The sequence below is a fragment of the Isoptericola sp. NPDC060185 genome (assembly GCF_042728595.1).
Taxonomy (GTDB): domain Bacteria; phylum Actinomycetota; class Actinomycetes; order Actinomycetales; family Cellulomonadaceae; genus Isoptericola.
Genome location: NZ_JBHWYY010000001.1, coordinates 11,887 through 24,611, shown reverse-complemented (window position 1 = coordinate 24,611; position 12,725 = coordinate 11,887). Strand labels below are relative to the sequence as shown.

The following is a 12,725-nucleotide window of genomic DNA, read 5'->3' as shown; positions in this document are numbered from 1 at the left end:
CGTCGTGCCGTGGTCCCGGGCGCCCCGTGCGGGCGCCCGCCACCAGCCTGGAGGGGCGGCTCCGGGTCATCAACGGCGACCTCCGCAACGCAGCCGTGACCCCGGAGTCATGGACCTAGAGTCATGGTCATGGAGCTGCGGGACATCGAGGTCTTCCTCACCCTGGCCGAGGAGCTGCACTTCGCCCGTACCGCGGAGCGGCTGCACGTCACGCCGTCGCGGGTGAGCCACGCCATCCGCGCGCAGGAACGCCGCATCGGCGCCCCGCTGTTCGAGCGCACCTCCCGGACGGTGCGGCTCACGGAGACCGGCGAGCAGCTCGCCCGGGCCCTGCGGCCCGCGTACGCGCAGATCCTCGACGCGGTGGAGGCGGCGTCCGCGAGCGCCCGCGCGGCCGGCGGCACCCTCGTGCTGGGGGCCATGGGGCCGCAGAGCTGGATGATCCGGGACGTCGTCGACCGGTTCCGGGCCGCGCATCCCGCGGCACGGCTGGTGCACCGCGAGCTGAACGTCGTCGACCCGCTCACGCCGCTGCGGTCCGGGGCGGTCGACGTCGCCCACCTCTGGCTGCCGGTCGACGAGCCCGACGTCGTGATCGGCCCGGTGACCCACACGTCGCCGGTGATGCTGGTCATGGCCGCGAGCCACCCGTACGCCGGGCGCCCCTCCGTCGGCCTCGAGGACTACGCCGACCTGACCTTCCCCGCGCACCGGTCGCCCATCCCCGCAGCCACCGAGACGACGTTCCAGCCCGCCCGGACCCCGTCGGGACGCCCCGTGCCGCGCGGCCCCGAGGTGACGAGCTGGGACGACATCCTCGCGGTCGTCAGCACCGGGCAGGCGGTCGCCGCGACGGCCGCGGACGCCGCCCGGTTCTACTCCTGGCCCGGGCTCGTGTACGTGCCCGTCCGCGACGCCCCGCCGGTGCGCTGGGCGCTCGCCTGGCGCGCGGGCGACCGCAACCCGCTGGTCCGCGCCCTCGCGGACGCCGTCGCGGGGGCACCGGTCACCGCGGCCTGACCGCCCTCACGCCCGCGGGAGCGGGAGCCCCGACGGCACCCCGTCGCGACCGCCGGCGTAGGCGCGCATCGCGACCGTCGAGCGCTCGAAGTAGTCACCGACCCGCCGGGCCGCAGCGGGCGGGACGCCCGCGTCGTCGAGCGCGCGCCGGAAGAGCCGGACGCACACCTCGTCGAGCTCCGGGTGCTCGCCGTTGCCCGCGTGCATGCGCTGCACCTTCGCCTCGTCCCCGTAGCCGCCGGTGTACAGCGCCGGCCCGCCCGTCGCCTCGGCGAGGTAGGCGGCGAGCCGCTCGTCGTGCTGCGGGTGCAGCGTGCCGTGAGAGAACGGGTGCGCCGCGGCCGGGTCCGCCAGGCACAGCGCGTTCCACCGCCGGCACACCGCCAGCAGCACGTCGAAGCCCCCGACGTCCTCGTACAGGCTCATGCCGTCCAGTATCGGCGCCCCGTCCTCGCCGCCGCGCGCGGGAGCACGGCTCAGGCGGGCTTGACCCACCGCGTCCAGTCGTCCTGGGGCCGGTATCCGAGGGCGGACCAGGCGCGCGCCCCGAGGTCGTTCGCGGACAGCACCATCGCGTCGAACCGGATGGCGCCGAGCGCGCGGAGCCGGTCCTCGGCGGCCTCCACGAGGCCGCGGCCGACGCCCTGCCCGCGCGCCTCGCGGGCCACCGCCAGGCGGTAGAGGTGCGCACGCCAGCCGTCCCAGCCGGCGATCACGGTGCCGACCATCGCGCCGTCCTGTTCGGCGACGAGGAGGCTGTCCGGGTCCCGGCGCAGGAGGTTCTCGACCAGGGTGGCGTCGTCGGCCGGCCGGGACGCGTTCTCCCCGGCCACCGCCCAGAGCTCGAGGACGGCGGGGACGTCGGCGCGCTCGCCGCGGCGGATGATCACCCGCGCATCATGCCGGATCAGCCCCCCGGGTGAGTGCGGCGAGGAAGGGCAGCGCGCGCTCGAGCAGGAGGGCGGCGGCCTGCGGGTCGTGGCCCCGCAGCGAGGAGTCGGCGAACAGGTGCGCCGTGCCGGGGTAGAGGAACAGCTCGGCTTCGCCCACGGAGGCGGCCAGCTCGCGGGCCGCCTCCAGGTCCTCGGCGAACCACGCGTCGTCGGACCCGCCGTGGACCTGCACCGGGACGCCGTCGGGCCACGAGCCGAACTCCGCGACGGGCAGGCAGCCGTCGAGGAAGAGGGCGCCCACCGCGCCCGGGCGGGTCTGCGCGAGCCGCTGCGCGGGCATCACGCCCATGGAGAAGCCCGCGTACACCAGCGCGTCGGGGAGCCCCTCGACGGCGGCCGCGCCCCGGTCGAGCACGGTGTCGAACCCGATCTCCTGCGCATGGGCGACGCCGCTCTCCACGTCGTCGAACGTGCGGCCGTCGAAGAGGTCGGGGACGTGAAGGGTGTGCCCCTGCGCGGCGAGGACGTCGGCGAACGCCAGCACCCCCGCGGTGAGCCCCTGGGAATGGTGGAACAGGACGATCTCGGCCATGACTCCTCCAACGATCCAGATTGTTCGAACGTTCTAGAACGTTAGTATCGGCAGCCATGGACGGCAAGACCCCCGACTACGACCTCGAGGACAGGCGGGCGCTGACCCGGCCCGACCAGGTCCGCGCGCTCGCCCATCCGCTGCGCACCACGATCCTCGGCCTGCTCCACGAGCGGGCCGCGAGCGTCACCGAGCTCGCCTCCGCCGTGGGCCGGCCCAAGAGCACCGTCGCCCACCACGTCAAGGTCCTCACCGACGCGGGCCTGCTGACCGTGGTCCGCACCCGCCGGGTCCGTGCGATCGACGAGGCGTTCTACGGCCGGACGGCGCGGCTGTTCCACGTCTCCCTCGAGGAGCCGGGCGACGGCGAGGACGGCGGCGTCCGGCCGCTGGACTTCAACGACCTCGAGGTCGCCGCCCGCGAGTCCCGGCCCGCGTACCTCGAGGGGCAGCTGTGGGGATTCCTGCGGCACGCCCGGATCGACGAGGCGCAGAAGGAGGAGTTCTGGCACCGCATGGCGGCGCTGGTCGAGGAGTTCGACACCCTCCCGCGCCGCGGCGACCAGGTGCACGGGTTCGCCGTCGGCGTCTACCCGGTCGCGGACTACCCGCAGTTGCCGCCGCCCGGCGACGACCGCTGAGCGAGCCGGCTATCGCGTCAGCGCGAGGTGCAGCAGCGGGTACGGCCGACCCTCGTCGTCCACCGGGCTCCGGCCCGTCACCGTGAACCCGGCCCGCGCGTAGAAGCCGACGGCCTGCGTGTTCTGCTCGTTCACGTCGACGGTCGTCACGCCGCACTCGTCGACCACGTGCGCCAGGAGCGCGCTCCCCACGCCGCTCCCCCGGTCCGCCGCGTCGACGAACAGCATCTCCAGCGACGCCCCGGACACGCCCGCGAAGCCGACCACGCGGCCGGCCCGCTCGGCGACGAACAGCCGCACGTGCGGGAGGTACGCGGTCGGGAGCAGCTCCTCGATCCGCGCGCGGTCGTCGTCCGCCAGGAAGTCGTGCGTCGCGTCGACGGCGGACCGCCAGATCGCGACCAGGCGGGGATACTCCTCCGGCCCGGCGCAGGGACGGACGGTCACCTCGTTCATGGGGTCTTCCGCATCGGTCGTCTCGTCAGCGATGGTCTCAGGCGCGGGCGCGCTCGCGGAGCACGGCGGCGAGGTCCAGGAGCCAGCGCCACAGGTCGGGGTCCGTCATCGGGACCATCGTGTCGAGGCGGAGGTAGACGAAGGCGTCGTCGCCGGCGAGCTCCAGGTTCACGTCCCGCAGGGCGAGCAGCTCGAGCAGCTCGTCGTCGACGAAGCGCCGGGCCCGTGCGGTGCTCCGGGGCAGGGTCCACATCGTGAAGTGGGCGCCCCCCGGCGCGTCGAGCCCGGTCCGGGCCCCGTAGGAGTGCATGGGGCGGTAGAGCCGCCGGCGCGACCCGGTCGACCGCACGTCGACGAACAGCTCCGGCGCGGACCCGAGGCCGCGGATGCGCGCGTAGTCGTAGGACCACGGCGTCGTCGACTTCACGCTCCGCGTCACGTAGTGGTAGGTGCCCGCCTCGATCCCGTCGTCCGGCCACCGCAGGACGCGCTCGAGCCGCCCGTCGCTCCCCTTGCCGAGGAGGAGCCCCGCGGGCTCGGGCCCCTGCTCCACCAGCTCGAAGGTCAGCCCGTTCGCCTCGGCGAACCGCGCCACGCGGTACCGGCGCGACGGCATCTGGGCCGCGTTCTGCGCCCCGACGACGATCGCCCGCACGCACAGCACGAAGGTGCCGACCAGGATGAGGCCGGCCACCAGCGCCCACCCCCACTCGGTCGGGCGCGACGCGTAGCCCATCCAGAACGCACCCGCGAACAGCAGCCCGATCGGGAGCGCGATGGCGACGAAGCACCCGGCGCCCGACCCGCCGGACGGCGCGCGGAGGCCGGCCCGTCGGTGCAGCTCCGCGTCGTACGCCGGGACGAGCCGCTGGTCGACGGGCTCCGTCAGGGGGCGGAAGTCGATCGCGCGCTCGGCGGCGCGGTCGGGGTCGGTCACGGGGCCTCATCGGGTCGTCGGGGCGTGGCTCCACCACGTCGCCGTGGGGAGGGGATGATGGTATGCCGAGAGCAGCATCTCCCCCGCCGGACCGTCCGGCACCCTCCACGAAGGACGAACGGACTTGACCACTCCCACGACGTCGCGCTCCCGACGACGCACCGCGACGCTGGCCCTGGTCGCGGGCGGGGCGTTCCTGCTCTCCGGCTGCAACGCGCCGGCCGACGAGATCTCCGGCAAGAGGGGCGACGCGCCGCCCGAGGACGCCGTCGCCGCCGCGGTGGACGCGGCGCTGCCCGACGCCGACACCGTGGACGTGGGGTCGCACAAGAACGGCTTCGCCCAGCAGATGTCCGTGGACGTGTTCCAGCCCGGCCCGGCGGTGGACGCGGACACCCTGCGCACGGTGGTCGACGCCGTCTGCTCGTCGGTCTTCCTGACCGACGACGTCGCACTCCAGTTCTTCCAGGACGCGGAGGACGGCGGGAGGATCCCGTTCGATGCCGCCTGGGACGACGCGTACCCGGAGGTCACCCCGCTGTGGACGAGCGACGGGACGGCCGTCTTCGCGGTGGACGAGGTCTGCGGGGGTTGATGCGGCTCAGGCGTGCCCCCGGGAGCCCGCCCAGTCACGTCGCAGCAGGCCGTACACCCACGAGTCGGACACGACGCCGTCCACGACGCAGTCCTCGCGCAGGGTGCCCTCGAGGACGAAGCCGAGCTTCTCGAGCACCCGGCCCGACGCCGCGTTGCGCGTGTCGGCCTCGGCCTGGACCCGGTTGAGGTCGAGGGTGTCGTAGGCCCATCCGAGCAGCGCGCGGGCCGCCTCCGTCGCGTAGCCGTGGCCCCACGAGGCCTGGGTGAAGCAGTAGCCCAGGGAGGCGCTCCGGAACCCCGGGTCCCAGTCGTGGAAGGTGCACCAGCCGACGAACGCCCCGTCGGTGGCGCGCTCGACGGCCACCCGCGCGCCGCTGCCCTCCTTCTCCATCCGCCGGCACCGGTCGAGGAAGCTGTCGACCCGCGACCGGTCGCGCCACGGCGGCGAGTCCCAGTAGCGCAGCACGAACGCGTCGCTCTGCAGCGCGAACAGGTCGTCGCCGTCGGCCACCGCGAACGGGCGCAGCGTCAGTCGCTCGGTCGGAAGGACCGGGGTCGGGAGGGTCATGCCAGGCATCGTCGCACCGCGGCGCAACGTGATTCCCGGGAGTAGCGTGCTGCGCGGGAACCATCCGACGACGGCGACGGGACGAGCGACGGTGAGCCACTACATCATCTACTTCAACCAGCAGTGGGTGGGCGACCACACCCCCGAGTGGTTCGCCGGGCGCGGGCCGCTCGCGAACGCCGTCGTCGACGACATGCGGGACGCCGGCGTCCTCGTGTTCGCCGGCGGCGTGGACGAGGACGACGCCAGCGCCTTTTCCGCCGACGCGACCGGCGGCGCGCCCGTGATCACCGCCGGGCCGTTCGCCCCGACGCAGCAGCGGGTCGGCGGCCTGACCATCATCGACGTCCCCGACGACGACGCCGCGACGACGTGGGCCGGCAAGGTGGCCGAGGCGTGCGGCTGGCCGCAGGAGGTCCGCCGGGTCGTCTGAGCGCGCTCCGAGCTATCCCCGTCGCCGCGGCAGTGCGGCCGCGACCAGGAGCGCCGGCCCGGCCACCAGGGACCACGGACCGGGGCCGGCGGGCGAGAGCACGAGCTCGGGGTGCACCCGCAGGACGTTGGCGGCCAGCGCGCAGCAGAGGACTCCGGCGACGAGCACGACGACGCGCGCCACCGGCCCGGCACCCCGCCGCGAGTAGCGCCAGGCGACCACGGCGAGCGCCCACAGCAGGACGCTGAGCCCCGCCCCGAAGATCAGGAACAGCGGCCAGGAGCCCTCCGGGTCGGCGGCGAAGCCGGCGGCGTTCGTGACGGTGTGGGCGATGCCCAGCCCGACCAGGGCGAGCGCGCCGACACCGCCGGCGACCCGGCGGGTGCGGGAGAACGGGACGGTCGGGGCGAGGGGGCGCGTGTCGGTCGTCGTATCCATGCGTCCAGGCTGGCCGGGTCGGCGCGCGCAGGGATCCTCCGCACGGGGCATCCGCTCACCCTCGCGGGTGAGAGGTGGTCCACCCGGCGTCGGCGAGGACCCGCTCCAGGGCGGCGGCGGCGCTGACCGTGGCGTCGAACACCGACTCGTCCAGGGCGGGGACCCGGTCCTCGCTGCGGTACCAGGAGGCGACGTCGGCCTCCGACACCTCGGCCGCCAGCGGCTTGGTCCGATGCCGCCGCAGCGTCTCGTCCAGGGGGAGGTCGTAGTAGTAGCAGCGGGTCACGCCGACGTGGTCGTCCCGCAGCCGCGCGAGCATCTCGCCGTAGCTCTCGGAGTGCAGGATGCCCTCGACCACCACGTCGAGGCCGTGGTCGAGCGCGAACCGTGCGGACAGGTCGATGTAGGGCACGCTCAGCGCGCCCGGATGGTCACGGACGTGCAGGATCTCCCGCCGCAGCACGTCGTGCCCGACGATCGCCACGCCGCGCGGCCGCGCCGCACGGATCGCCTGTGCCAGCCGGGTCTTCCCGCTGCCGGAGTTCCCGCGGACGATGATCAGGCGGGAGTGCTCGCTACCCGTCGTCGCCCGCTCCTCGCGCCCGTCCTCACCCTGACGGGGTGCGGAGCTCCTCACGGTCCGTGGTTCCCTCGCGATCTAGACGTTGAAGCGGAACTCCACGACGTCGCCGTCCTGCATGACGTAGTCCTTGCCCTCGACGCGCGCCTTGCCGGCGGAGCGGGCGGCCTGCACGGAGCCGGCCTCCACCAGGTCGTCGAACGAGATGACCTCGGCCTTGATGAAGCCGCGCTCGAAGTCGGTGTGGATGACGCCGGCGGCCTGCGGGGCCGTCCATCCCTTGCGGATCGTCCAGGCGCGGGACTCCTTGGGGCCGGCGGTGAGGTACGTCTGCAGGCCGAGCGTGTGGAAGCCGACGCGGGCGAGCTGGTCGAGCCCCGCCTCCTCCTGGCCGGAGTCGGCCAGCATCTCCGCGGCGTCCTCGGGCTCGAGCTCGACGAGCTCGGACTCGAACTTCGCGTCGAGGAAGACGGCGTCGGCGGGGGCGACGAGGTCGCGCAGACGCTGCTGCATGCCCTGGTCCGCGAGGCCGGCCTCGTCGGTGTTGAACACGTAGATGAACGGCTTCGCCGTGAGCAGCTGCAGCGACGCGACGTCGGCGAGGTCCAGGCCCTCGGCCTTCGCGCCCTGGAAGAGCGTGGTGCCCGACTCGAGGATCTTCTGCGCGGTGGTGGCGGCCGCGAACAGCGCGGCGTCGCCCCGCTTGATCTTGACCTCCTTCTCCATGCGCGGCAGCGCCTTCTCCAGCGTCTGGAGGTCGGCGAGGATCAGCTCCGTGGAGATGGTCTCGATGTCGCCCTCGGCGTCGACCGAGCCCTCGACGCGGACGACGTCGCCGTCGTCGAACACGCGGGTGACCTGGCAGATCGCGTCGGCCTCACGGATGTTCGCGAGGAACTTGTTGCCCAGGCCCTCGCCCTCCGACGCGCCCTTGACGATGCCCGCGATGTCGACGAACGACACCGTGGCGGGCAGGGTGCGCTCGCTGCCGAAGATCCCGGCGAGGGTGTCGAGCCGCGGGTCGGGCAGCGGGACCACGCCGACGTTGGGCTCGATCGTCGCGAACGGGTAGTTCGCGGCGAGCACCTGGTTGCGGGTCAGAGCGTTGAAGAGCGTGGACTTGCCGACGTTGGGCAGGCCGACGATGCCGATGGTGAGTGCCACGTCGGGAGAGTCTACGTGGCGGGCCTACGACCGCTGCCCGCCGGCGCGCTCCTCCAGCGTCGCCAGGTCGCGCTCGACGAACTGCAGGTGCTCCCAGTGCTCGCGCGCGACGACGCCGAGGCTCTCGTGCACCGCGCGGGTGAGCCCCTCCGGCGCCCAGGGCGGCAGCCGCGGGGCGTCGGCCGTGACGTCGGTGCCCGCGAGCTCGTCGTACAGGGCGTGCACCTGCCCGATGCGGTCGGCGTGCACGGCGAGGATCTCCTCCCACGAGGGCGTCGCCTCCAGGTCCACGCCCAGGGCCGCCACCTCCGGCTCGTACTCGGTGAACGGCAGCCCGGCGTACCAGAACGGGTCGTCGATCCCCCGCAGCCCGTACCGGATCCAGCCGTCCACGGCGAACACCAGGTGCCGCAGCGTCTGCGCCGTCGACCACTCGCCGTCGACCGACGTGTCGACCGCCCGTGGCCCGAGGTTGGCGGCACGGACCAGGTGCTCGTCCCAGCGCCGGAGCGCGGCATCGAGCGACGCCCGCTGTTCGGCGAGGTCCGCGGACCTGGCCTGCTCGCGGCCCGGGTACCGGCGGTTCAGCTCGGCCTCGATCAGCGGCACGACGTCCACGCCGTTGACGCGCAACCCCGTGATCTCGCCGTCGATGTCGGCGCCCGTGAGGTCGACGCCCCGCATCACCGCGCCGGGCAGGAAGCTCTGGTCGAACCGCACGCCGTCGAGCCGGACGAGTCGGAACGTGGCGCCCGTCATGTCGGCCTCGACGAACCGCGCGCCCTGCAGCTCGTCGTCCGGCCCGAACGTCGTCATGCGACGACCGTAGGTCGGGGCACGGACACTCAGGCGTCGACGTCCTGGTGCCAGGACTCCGTCACGTACCGGGTGCGCCAGCCCCAGCTCTCGTACAGCGACGCGGCGCCGGTCGGGCTGTCGGCGTCGACCTCGAGGCCCACCCGGTCGCGCCCGCGCGCCGCGGCGTCGCGGATGACCGCGAACAGCAGGGCTGTCGCGACCCCGCGGCCGCGGGCCCGGCGGTCCGCGCCGAGGTACTCGACGTAGCTGCCCTCCTTGCCCGACGCGCCCGAGGGCAGGGCGGCCCCGACGAGGGCGCCCATCGGCTCGGGCGCGGCGCCCGGGCGCTCGGGGTCGTCGACGAACGCCAGCCACCAGTGGTCCCAGCGGTGCCCGGGGTCCGCGCGCAGCCGCACCAGGAACTCGCCGAAGCTCTCGCGGTAGGAGTTGAAGTGGTCCTCGAACGCGCCCTCGAGCACGCGGTGCACGGTCTGGAGGTCGTCGGCCACGGGCAGGCCGTCCTCGTGGGTCGCGACCTGCCGCACCGTGACGCCGGGCCTCGGGTCGGGCAGGACGCCGCGCAGCGCCTCCTCCGGCAGCACCGGACGCGACATCTGCAGCCACGAGCGCGCCTGCGCGTACCCGGCCGCCGCGAGCCAGCGCCGCTGCGTGTCGTCCCCGGCGAACGCGCCCGCGTCGAGCTGCGTGCGGCCCAGCCCGCGCAGGGCTGCGAGCTCACGGCCCTGCCGCGCCGCCCAGCCGTAGGCGCCCGCGGCGAGCTCGTCGGCCCCGGCGGCGGCGCGGTCGACGTCCACGGTCACGACGACGCGGCCCGCGGCGCGGTCGTGCGCCGTCGCCCAGGCCCGGATCTCGCCGGCCGGGTCGCGCACCACCACCTGGCGGCGCGTCCACGACATCGGGCCCGCCACCTCGGCGGCGAGGGCGTCCTGGTTCACGACCGACGAGCCCGTGAAGGGCGCCGCGACCACCCCGCGGAGCTCGCCCAGGCGTGGCAGGTCGCCGAGCTCGGGGGCCGACGCCGTCCAGCGCGCGGGCAGGGGCAGGTGCTCGGGGTTCAGGGACGTCACGTGCTCCATTGTCGCAAAGCCCGCTTGGGGAGCCCATGACCACCCGCCCAGGAATCGCCCGGGCGGGTGGACGGTTCGTCACCCGAAGGCCATGACCTGCTGCAGCAGCTCGGGCAGCCGACGGTCGTAGGTGCGGGCCCCCAGGCGCACGCCGACCAGCAGGACGACGACGCCCGTGACCAGCCCGACGCCGAGCGCACCCCACCCGAGCGCGGCCTGCGGCATCAGCACGGCGGGCAGCGTCAGCGCGAGCGTCGGGACGCTCACGGCGAGCACGACGAGCATCGCCGCCATCTGGGCGACCATGGTCGCCATCGTCGCGCCCTGCGGTGACTTGAACGGGCTCTCGCCCGGCTTCGGCACGGGGTAGACCATGCGCGCCGACACCGCGCTCGAGATCCCGAGCGAGGCTCCCAGGACCCCGCAGGTGAGCCCGAGCATCGCGGGCAGGGCGTCCCACCGGCCGGCCACGGCGCAGCCGATGACGGCGAACGCCAGGCACAGCGGCAGGCCCGCGACGAGCACCGGCAGCACCCGACCCCACCGGTCGGCGCGGCCCTTCGTCCCGGTCGCGACGTGCAGGGCGAACGCCGTGTTGTCGTAGCCGATGTCGTTCGAGATGCCGAAGCCGAGCAGCCACGCCGCCAGGGGTGCCATGACGAGCAACAGGCCGCCCCCGCCGCCGTTCGTGACCCCGACGGCCAGCAGCACGAGCGGCAGCAGCGGCACCATCGCGACGGACGCCGCGTACCGGGGGTCGCGCAGCCAGTACGTCGCAGCCCGGGCGGCGACGGCCCCGGTGGGCGTCGCGGGCAGCCGGCCGAACCAGCCGAGGCCCTTCGCGGCCGAGGCCGCTCCCCCGCCCCGCGGCGTCACGAGCTCGCGCGCGAGCGACCGGTCCCACACCACCCACGCGAGCGCGAGCGTGCCGACCGAGATGAGCAGGCGCGCTGCGAACAGGCCCCACGCGCCGTCGTGCACCGCGGACGGCAGGGCCCACGGGGCGCCGAGCGGCGTCCAGCCCACCACCTGTGCCAGGGGGGTCAGGACGGCGTCCACCGCGCCCGACCCGGACCCGTCGACGGTGACCTCGACGCCGTTCGCCACCCACCCGAACGCGGGGCCGATCAGCAGGATCGGGACGACCGCCACGACCATCAGCACCTCGCGGTAGCGGCGCGAGTCCAGCAGCGGCGCCAGGGCCGTCGTCGTCGCGCGCGAGCCGACCACGCACAGCGCGGTCGCCAGCACGCCGCCGACGAGGGCGGCCACCAGGGCCGCGGGGTCGCGCCACCACGCGAACGAGACGCCGAGCGCGCCGAGCGTCGTCACCGCGGCGGGGATCGACACCAGCCCGGCGAGCGCGAGGCCGGCCAGCAGCGTGCGCCGCGGGATCGCGAACGTCACGAAGCGCCGCGGGTCGAGGGTGGCGTCCACGCCGAACGCGAAGACCGGCACGAGCCACCACGCCAGGACGACCAGCGCCCCCGCCACGGTGATCACCCGGCCGGTGAGCGCGGGGTCGGCGGTGCCGCCCGCGACGGCGGCGACCAGCACCAGGGTCAGCACCAGGAGGCCGTAGAGGGACCCGACGACGAGCCCGATCGTCTGCCACACGCTCCGGCGGAACGTGTTGGCCAGCAGGGTCAGCTTGAGGCGGACGAGCTGCGCAACCACGCCAGTCCCTCCGACTCCCGACGGCCGCCCACGAGGTCCACGAAGCGGTCCTCGAGGCTCTGCTCGCCCCGCACCTCGGCGACGGTCCCGGCCGCGAGCACGTGCCCGCCGGCGATGATCGCCACGTGCGAGCACATCCGCTGCACCAGGTCCATGACGTGGCTCGAGACCACGACCGTGCCGCCGTCGCTGACGTACGCGCGCAGGATGTCGCGGATGTTCGCCGCGCTCACCGGGTCGACGGCCTCGAACGGCTCGTCGAGGACGAGCACGCGCGGGGCGTGGATCATCGCGGAGGCGAGGCCGATCTTCTTGGTCATGCCGGCGGAGTAGTCGACGACGAACGTGTCGCGGTCCCCGGTCAGGTCCATCGCCTGGAGCAGGTCCTCGGTGCGCTCGGCGACCGTGTCCCGGTCGAGCCCGCGCAGCAGGCCCGCGTAGGTGAGCAGCTGCGCACCGGTGAGGCGGTCGAACAGGCGCACCCCGTCGGGCAGCACGCCGAGCTGGGACTTGGCCTCGTCCGGGCGCGCCCACAGGTCCGTGCCGTGCACGTGCACGGCGCCGAAGTCGGGGCGCAGCAGGCCGGTGGCCATGGACAGGGACGTCGTCTTGCCGGCGCCGTTGGGGCCGACGAGCCCGAAGAACGATCCGGTGGGCACGTCGAGGTCGACGCCCGCGACGGCGACCTTCTGGCCGAACCGCTTCCACAGCCCGCGCAGGCTGAGGGCGGCATCGAGGTCGGGCGGGACAGGGACAGGGGCGGCGGGCGGCGGCCCGGTCTGGTCGCTCACGGGTCAACCGTAGTGCTCCGTCGCGTGGGAGCTCGGTCCTGTCGGTGCCCCG

General features: G+C 74.5%; 17 protein-coding genes. 4 read left to right on the top strand and 13 right to left on the bottom strand.

The annotated features are described in order from the left end of the window. The first annotated feature begins 129 nt into the window (after positions 1 to 129). Positions 130 to 1,020: a LysR family transcriptional regulator gene (locus tag ACFWDO_RS00140; RefSeq protein WP_380317397.1), complete on the top strand. Its 891-nt coding sequence runs from the start codon at positions 130 to 132 to the stop codon at positions 1,018 to 1,020. A gap of 6 nt (positions 1,021 to 1,026) precedes the next feature. Here the strand turns inward: ACFWDO_RS00140 and ACFWDO_RS00135 are convergent, their stop codons facing one another. Genes ACFWDO_RS00135 through ACFWDO_RS00125 form a run of 3 tightly spaced genes read right to left on the bottom strand, consistent with a single transcriptional unit; the run spans position 1,027 to position 2,505 of the window. Continuing rightward, the gene (locus ACFWDO_RS00135; protein WP_380317394.1) at positions 1,027 to 1,446 is read right to left on the bottom strand and encodes an oxidoreductase; all 420 of its coding nucleotides are present in this window, start codon (positions 1,444 to 1,446) and stop codon (positions 1,027 to 1,029) included. Positions 1,447 to 1,496: 50 nt separating this feature from the next. Further along, positions 1,497 to 1,910: a GNAT family N-acetyltransferase gene (locus ACFWDO_RS00130; RefSeq protein ID WP_380317391.1), complete on the bottom strand. Its 414-nt coding sequence runs from the start codon at positions 1,908 to 1,910 to the stop codon at positions 1,497 to 1,499. 7 nt (positions 1,911 to 1,917) lie between these two features. Then, complete coding sequence (locus ACFWDO_RS00125) at positions 1,918 to 2,505, bottom strand: dienelactone hydrolase family protein (RefSeq protein ID WP_380317388.1); 588 nt, start codon at positions 2,503 to 2,505, stop codon at positions 1,918 to 1,920. A 56-nt stretch (positions 2,506 to 2,561) separates the two neighbouring features. Between ACFWDO_RS00125 and ACFWDO_RS00120 the strand changes: the two genes are divergently transcribed. Beyond that, a complete protein-coding gene (locus ACFWDO_RS00120; protein WP_380317385.1) occupies positions 2,562 to 3,146 on the top strand; it encodes an ArsR/SmtB family transcription factor in 585 nt (194 codons plus the stop codon). A 9-nt stretch (positions 3,147 to 3,155) separates the two neighbouring features. Here ACFWDO_RS00120 and ACFWDO_RS00115 read toward each other — a convergent pair whose 3' ends face one another. Next, positions 3,156 to 3,602 carry an acetyltransferase gene (locus tag ACFWDO_RS00115; RefSeq protein ID WP_380317382.1) on the bottom strand — a complete coding sequence of 149 codons (447 nt, stop codon included), beginning with the start codon at positions 3,600 to 3,602 and terminating at the stop codon, positions 3,156 to 3,158. A gap of 37 nt (positions 3,603 to 3,639) precedes the next feature. Next, the gene (locus tag ACFWDO_RS00110) at positions 3,640 to 4,539 is read right to left on the bottom strand and encodes a hypothetical protein (protein WP_380317380.1); all 900 of its coding nucleotides are present in this window, start codon (positions 4,537 to 4,539) and stop codon (positions 3,640 to 3,642) included. Between the two features lie 124 nt (positions 4,540 to 4,663). On the opposite strand from ACFWDO_RS00110, the gene ACFWDO_RS00105 reads away from it, so the two are divergent. Further along, positions 4,664 to 5,134, top strand: coding sequence for a hypothetical protein (locus ACFWDO_RS00105; protein WP_380317377.1), 471 nt, complete (start codon positions 4,664 to 4,666; stop codon positions 5,132 to 5,134). Positions 5,135 to 5,140: 6 nt separating this feature from the next. Here the strand turns inward: ACFWDO_RS00105 and ACFWDO_RS00100 are convergent, their stop codons facing one another. Further along, positions 5,141 to 5,704: a GNAT family N-acetyltransferase gene (locus ACFWDO_RS00100; RefSeq protein ID WP_380317374.1), complete on the bottom strand. Its 564-nt coding sequence runs from the start codon at positions 5,702 to 5,704 to the stop codon at positions 5,141 to 5,143. A gap of 91 nt (positions 5,705 to 5,795) precedes the next feature. Here ACFWDO_RS00100 and ACFWDO_RS00095 point away from each other — a divergent pair, with 91 nt between their 5' ends. Continuing rightward, the gene (locus ACFWDO_RS00095) at positions 5,796 to 6,137 is read left to right on the top strand and encodes a YciI family protein (RefSeq protein ID WP_380317371.1); all 342 of its coding nucleotides are present in this window, start codon (positions 5,796 to 5,798) and stop codon (positions 6,135 to 6,137) included. 12 nt (positions 6,138 to 6,149) lie between these two features. On the opposite strand, the gene ACFWDO_RS00090 is transcribed toward ACFWDO_RS00095, so the two are convergent. The 7 genes from ACFWDO_RS00090 to ACFWDO_RS00060 form a co-directional block, all read right to left on the bottom strand. Continuing rightward, positions 6,150 to 6,575, bottom strand: a complete 426-nt coding sequence (locus ACFWDO_RS00090) for a hypothetical protein (protein ID WP_380317369.1) — start codon at positions 6,573 to 6,575, stop codon at positions 6,150 to 6,152. 55 nt (positions 6,576 to 6,630) lie between these two features. Next, a complete protein-coding gene (locus ACFWDO_RS00085; protein ID WP_380317366.1) occupies positions 6,631 to 7,212 on the bottom strand; it encodes a zeta toxin family protein in 582 nt (193 codons plus the stop codon). A 21-nt stretch (positions 7,213 to 7,233) separates the two neighbouring features. Next, positions 7,234 to 8,319: a redox-regulated ATPase YchF gene (gene ychF / locus ACFWDO_RS00080; protein WP_380317363.1), complete on the bottom strand. Its 1,086-nt coding sequence runs from the start codon at positions 8,317 to 8,319 to the stop codon at positions 7,234 to 7,236. Between the two features lie 24 nt (positions 8,320 to 8,343). Further along, a complete protein-coding gene (locus tag ACFWDO_RS00075; RefSeq protein ID WP_380317360.1) occupies positions 8,344 to 9,135 on the bottom strand; it encodes a DinB family protein in 792 nt (263 codons plus the stop codon). Between the two features lie 29 nt (positions 9,136 to 9,164). Continuing rightward, positions 9,165 to 10,214 (bottom strand): GNAT family N-acetyltransferase, encoded by a 1,050-nt coding sequence (locus tag ACFWDO_RS00070; protein WP_380317357.1) that lies wholly within the window; start codon positions 10,212 to 10,214, stop codon positions 9,165 to 9,167. 69 nt (positions 10,215 to 10,283) lie between these two features. Further along, positions 10,284 to 11,882, bottom strand: coding sequence for a hypothetical protein (locus ACFWDO_RS00065; RefSeq protein ID WP_380317354.1), 1,599 nt, complete (start codon positions 11,880 to 11,882; stop codon positions 10,284 to 10,286). Next, the gene (locus tag ACFWDO_RS00060) at positions 11,852 to 12,673 is read right to left on the bottom strand and encodes an ABC transporter ATP-binding protein (protein WP_380317352.1); all 822 of its coding nucleotides are present in this window, start codon (positions 12,671 to 12,673) and stop codon (positions 11,852 to 11,854) included. Before ACFWDO_RS00060 ends, ACFWDO_RS00065 begins: the two co-directional genes overlap by 31 nt. Positions 12,674 to 12,725: the final 52 nt, after the last annotated feature.

Coding starts and splice junctions, on each gene's coding strand:
- ACFWDO_RS00075 (WP_380317360.1), bottom strand. CDS start 9,135: ATGACGACGTTCGGGCCGGACGACGAGCTGCAGGGCGCGCGGTTCGTC.
- ACFWDO_RS00140 (WP_380317397.1), top strand. CDS start 130: ATGGAGCTGCGGGACATCGAGGTCTTCCTCACCCTGGCCGAGGAGCTG.
- ACFWDO_RS00125 (WP_380317388.1), bottom strand. CDS start 2,505: ATGGCCGAGATCGTCCTGTTCCACCATTCCCAGGGGCTCACCGCGGGG.
- ACFWDO_RS00090 (WP_380317369.1), bottom strand. CDS start 6,575: ATGGATACGACGACCGACACGCGCCCCCTCGCCCCGACCGTCCCGTTC.
- ACFWDO_RS00070 (WP_380317357.1), bottom strand. CDS start 10,214: ATGGAGCACGTGACGTCCCTGAACCCCGAGCACCTGCCCCTGCCCGCG.
- ACFWDO_RS00120 (WP_380317385.1), top strand. CDS start 2,562: ATGGACGGCAAGACCCCCGACTACGACCTCGAGGACAGGCGGGCGCTG.
- ACFWDO_RS00115 (WP_380317382.1), bottom strand. CDS start 3,602: ATGAACGAGGTGACCGTCCGTCCCTGCGCCGGGCCGGAGGAGTATCCC.
- ACFWDO_RS00135 (WP_380317394.1), bottom strand. CDS start 1,446: ATGAGCCTGTACGAGGACGTCGGGGGCTTCGACGTGCTGCTGGCGGTG.
- ACFWDO_RS00100 (WP_380317374.1), bottom strand. CDS start 5,704: ATGACCCTCCCGACCCCGGTCCTTCCGACCGAGCGACTGACGCTGCGC.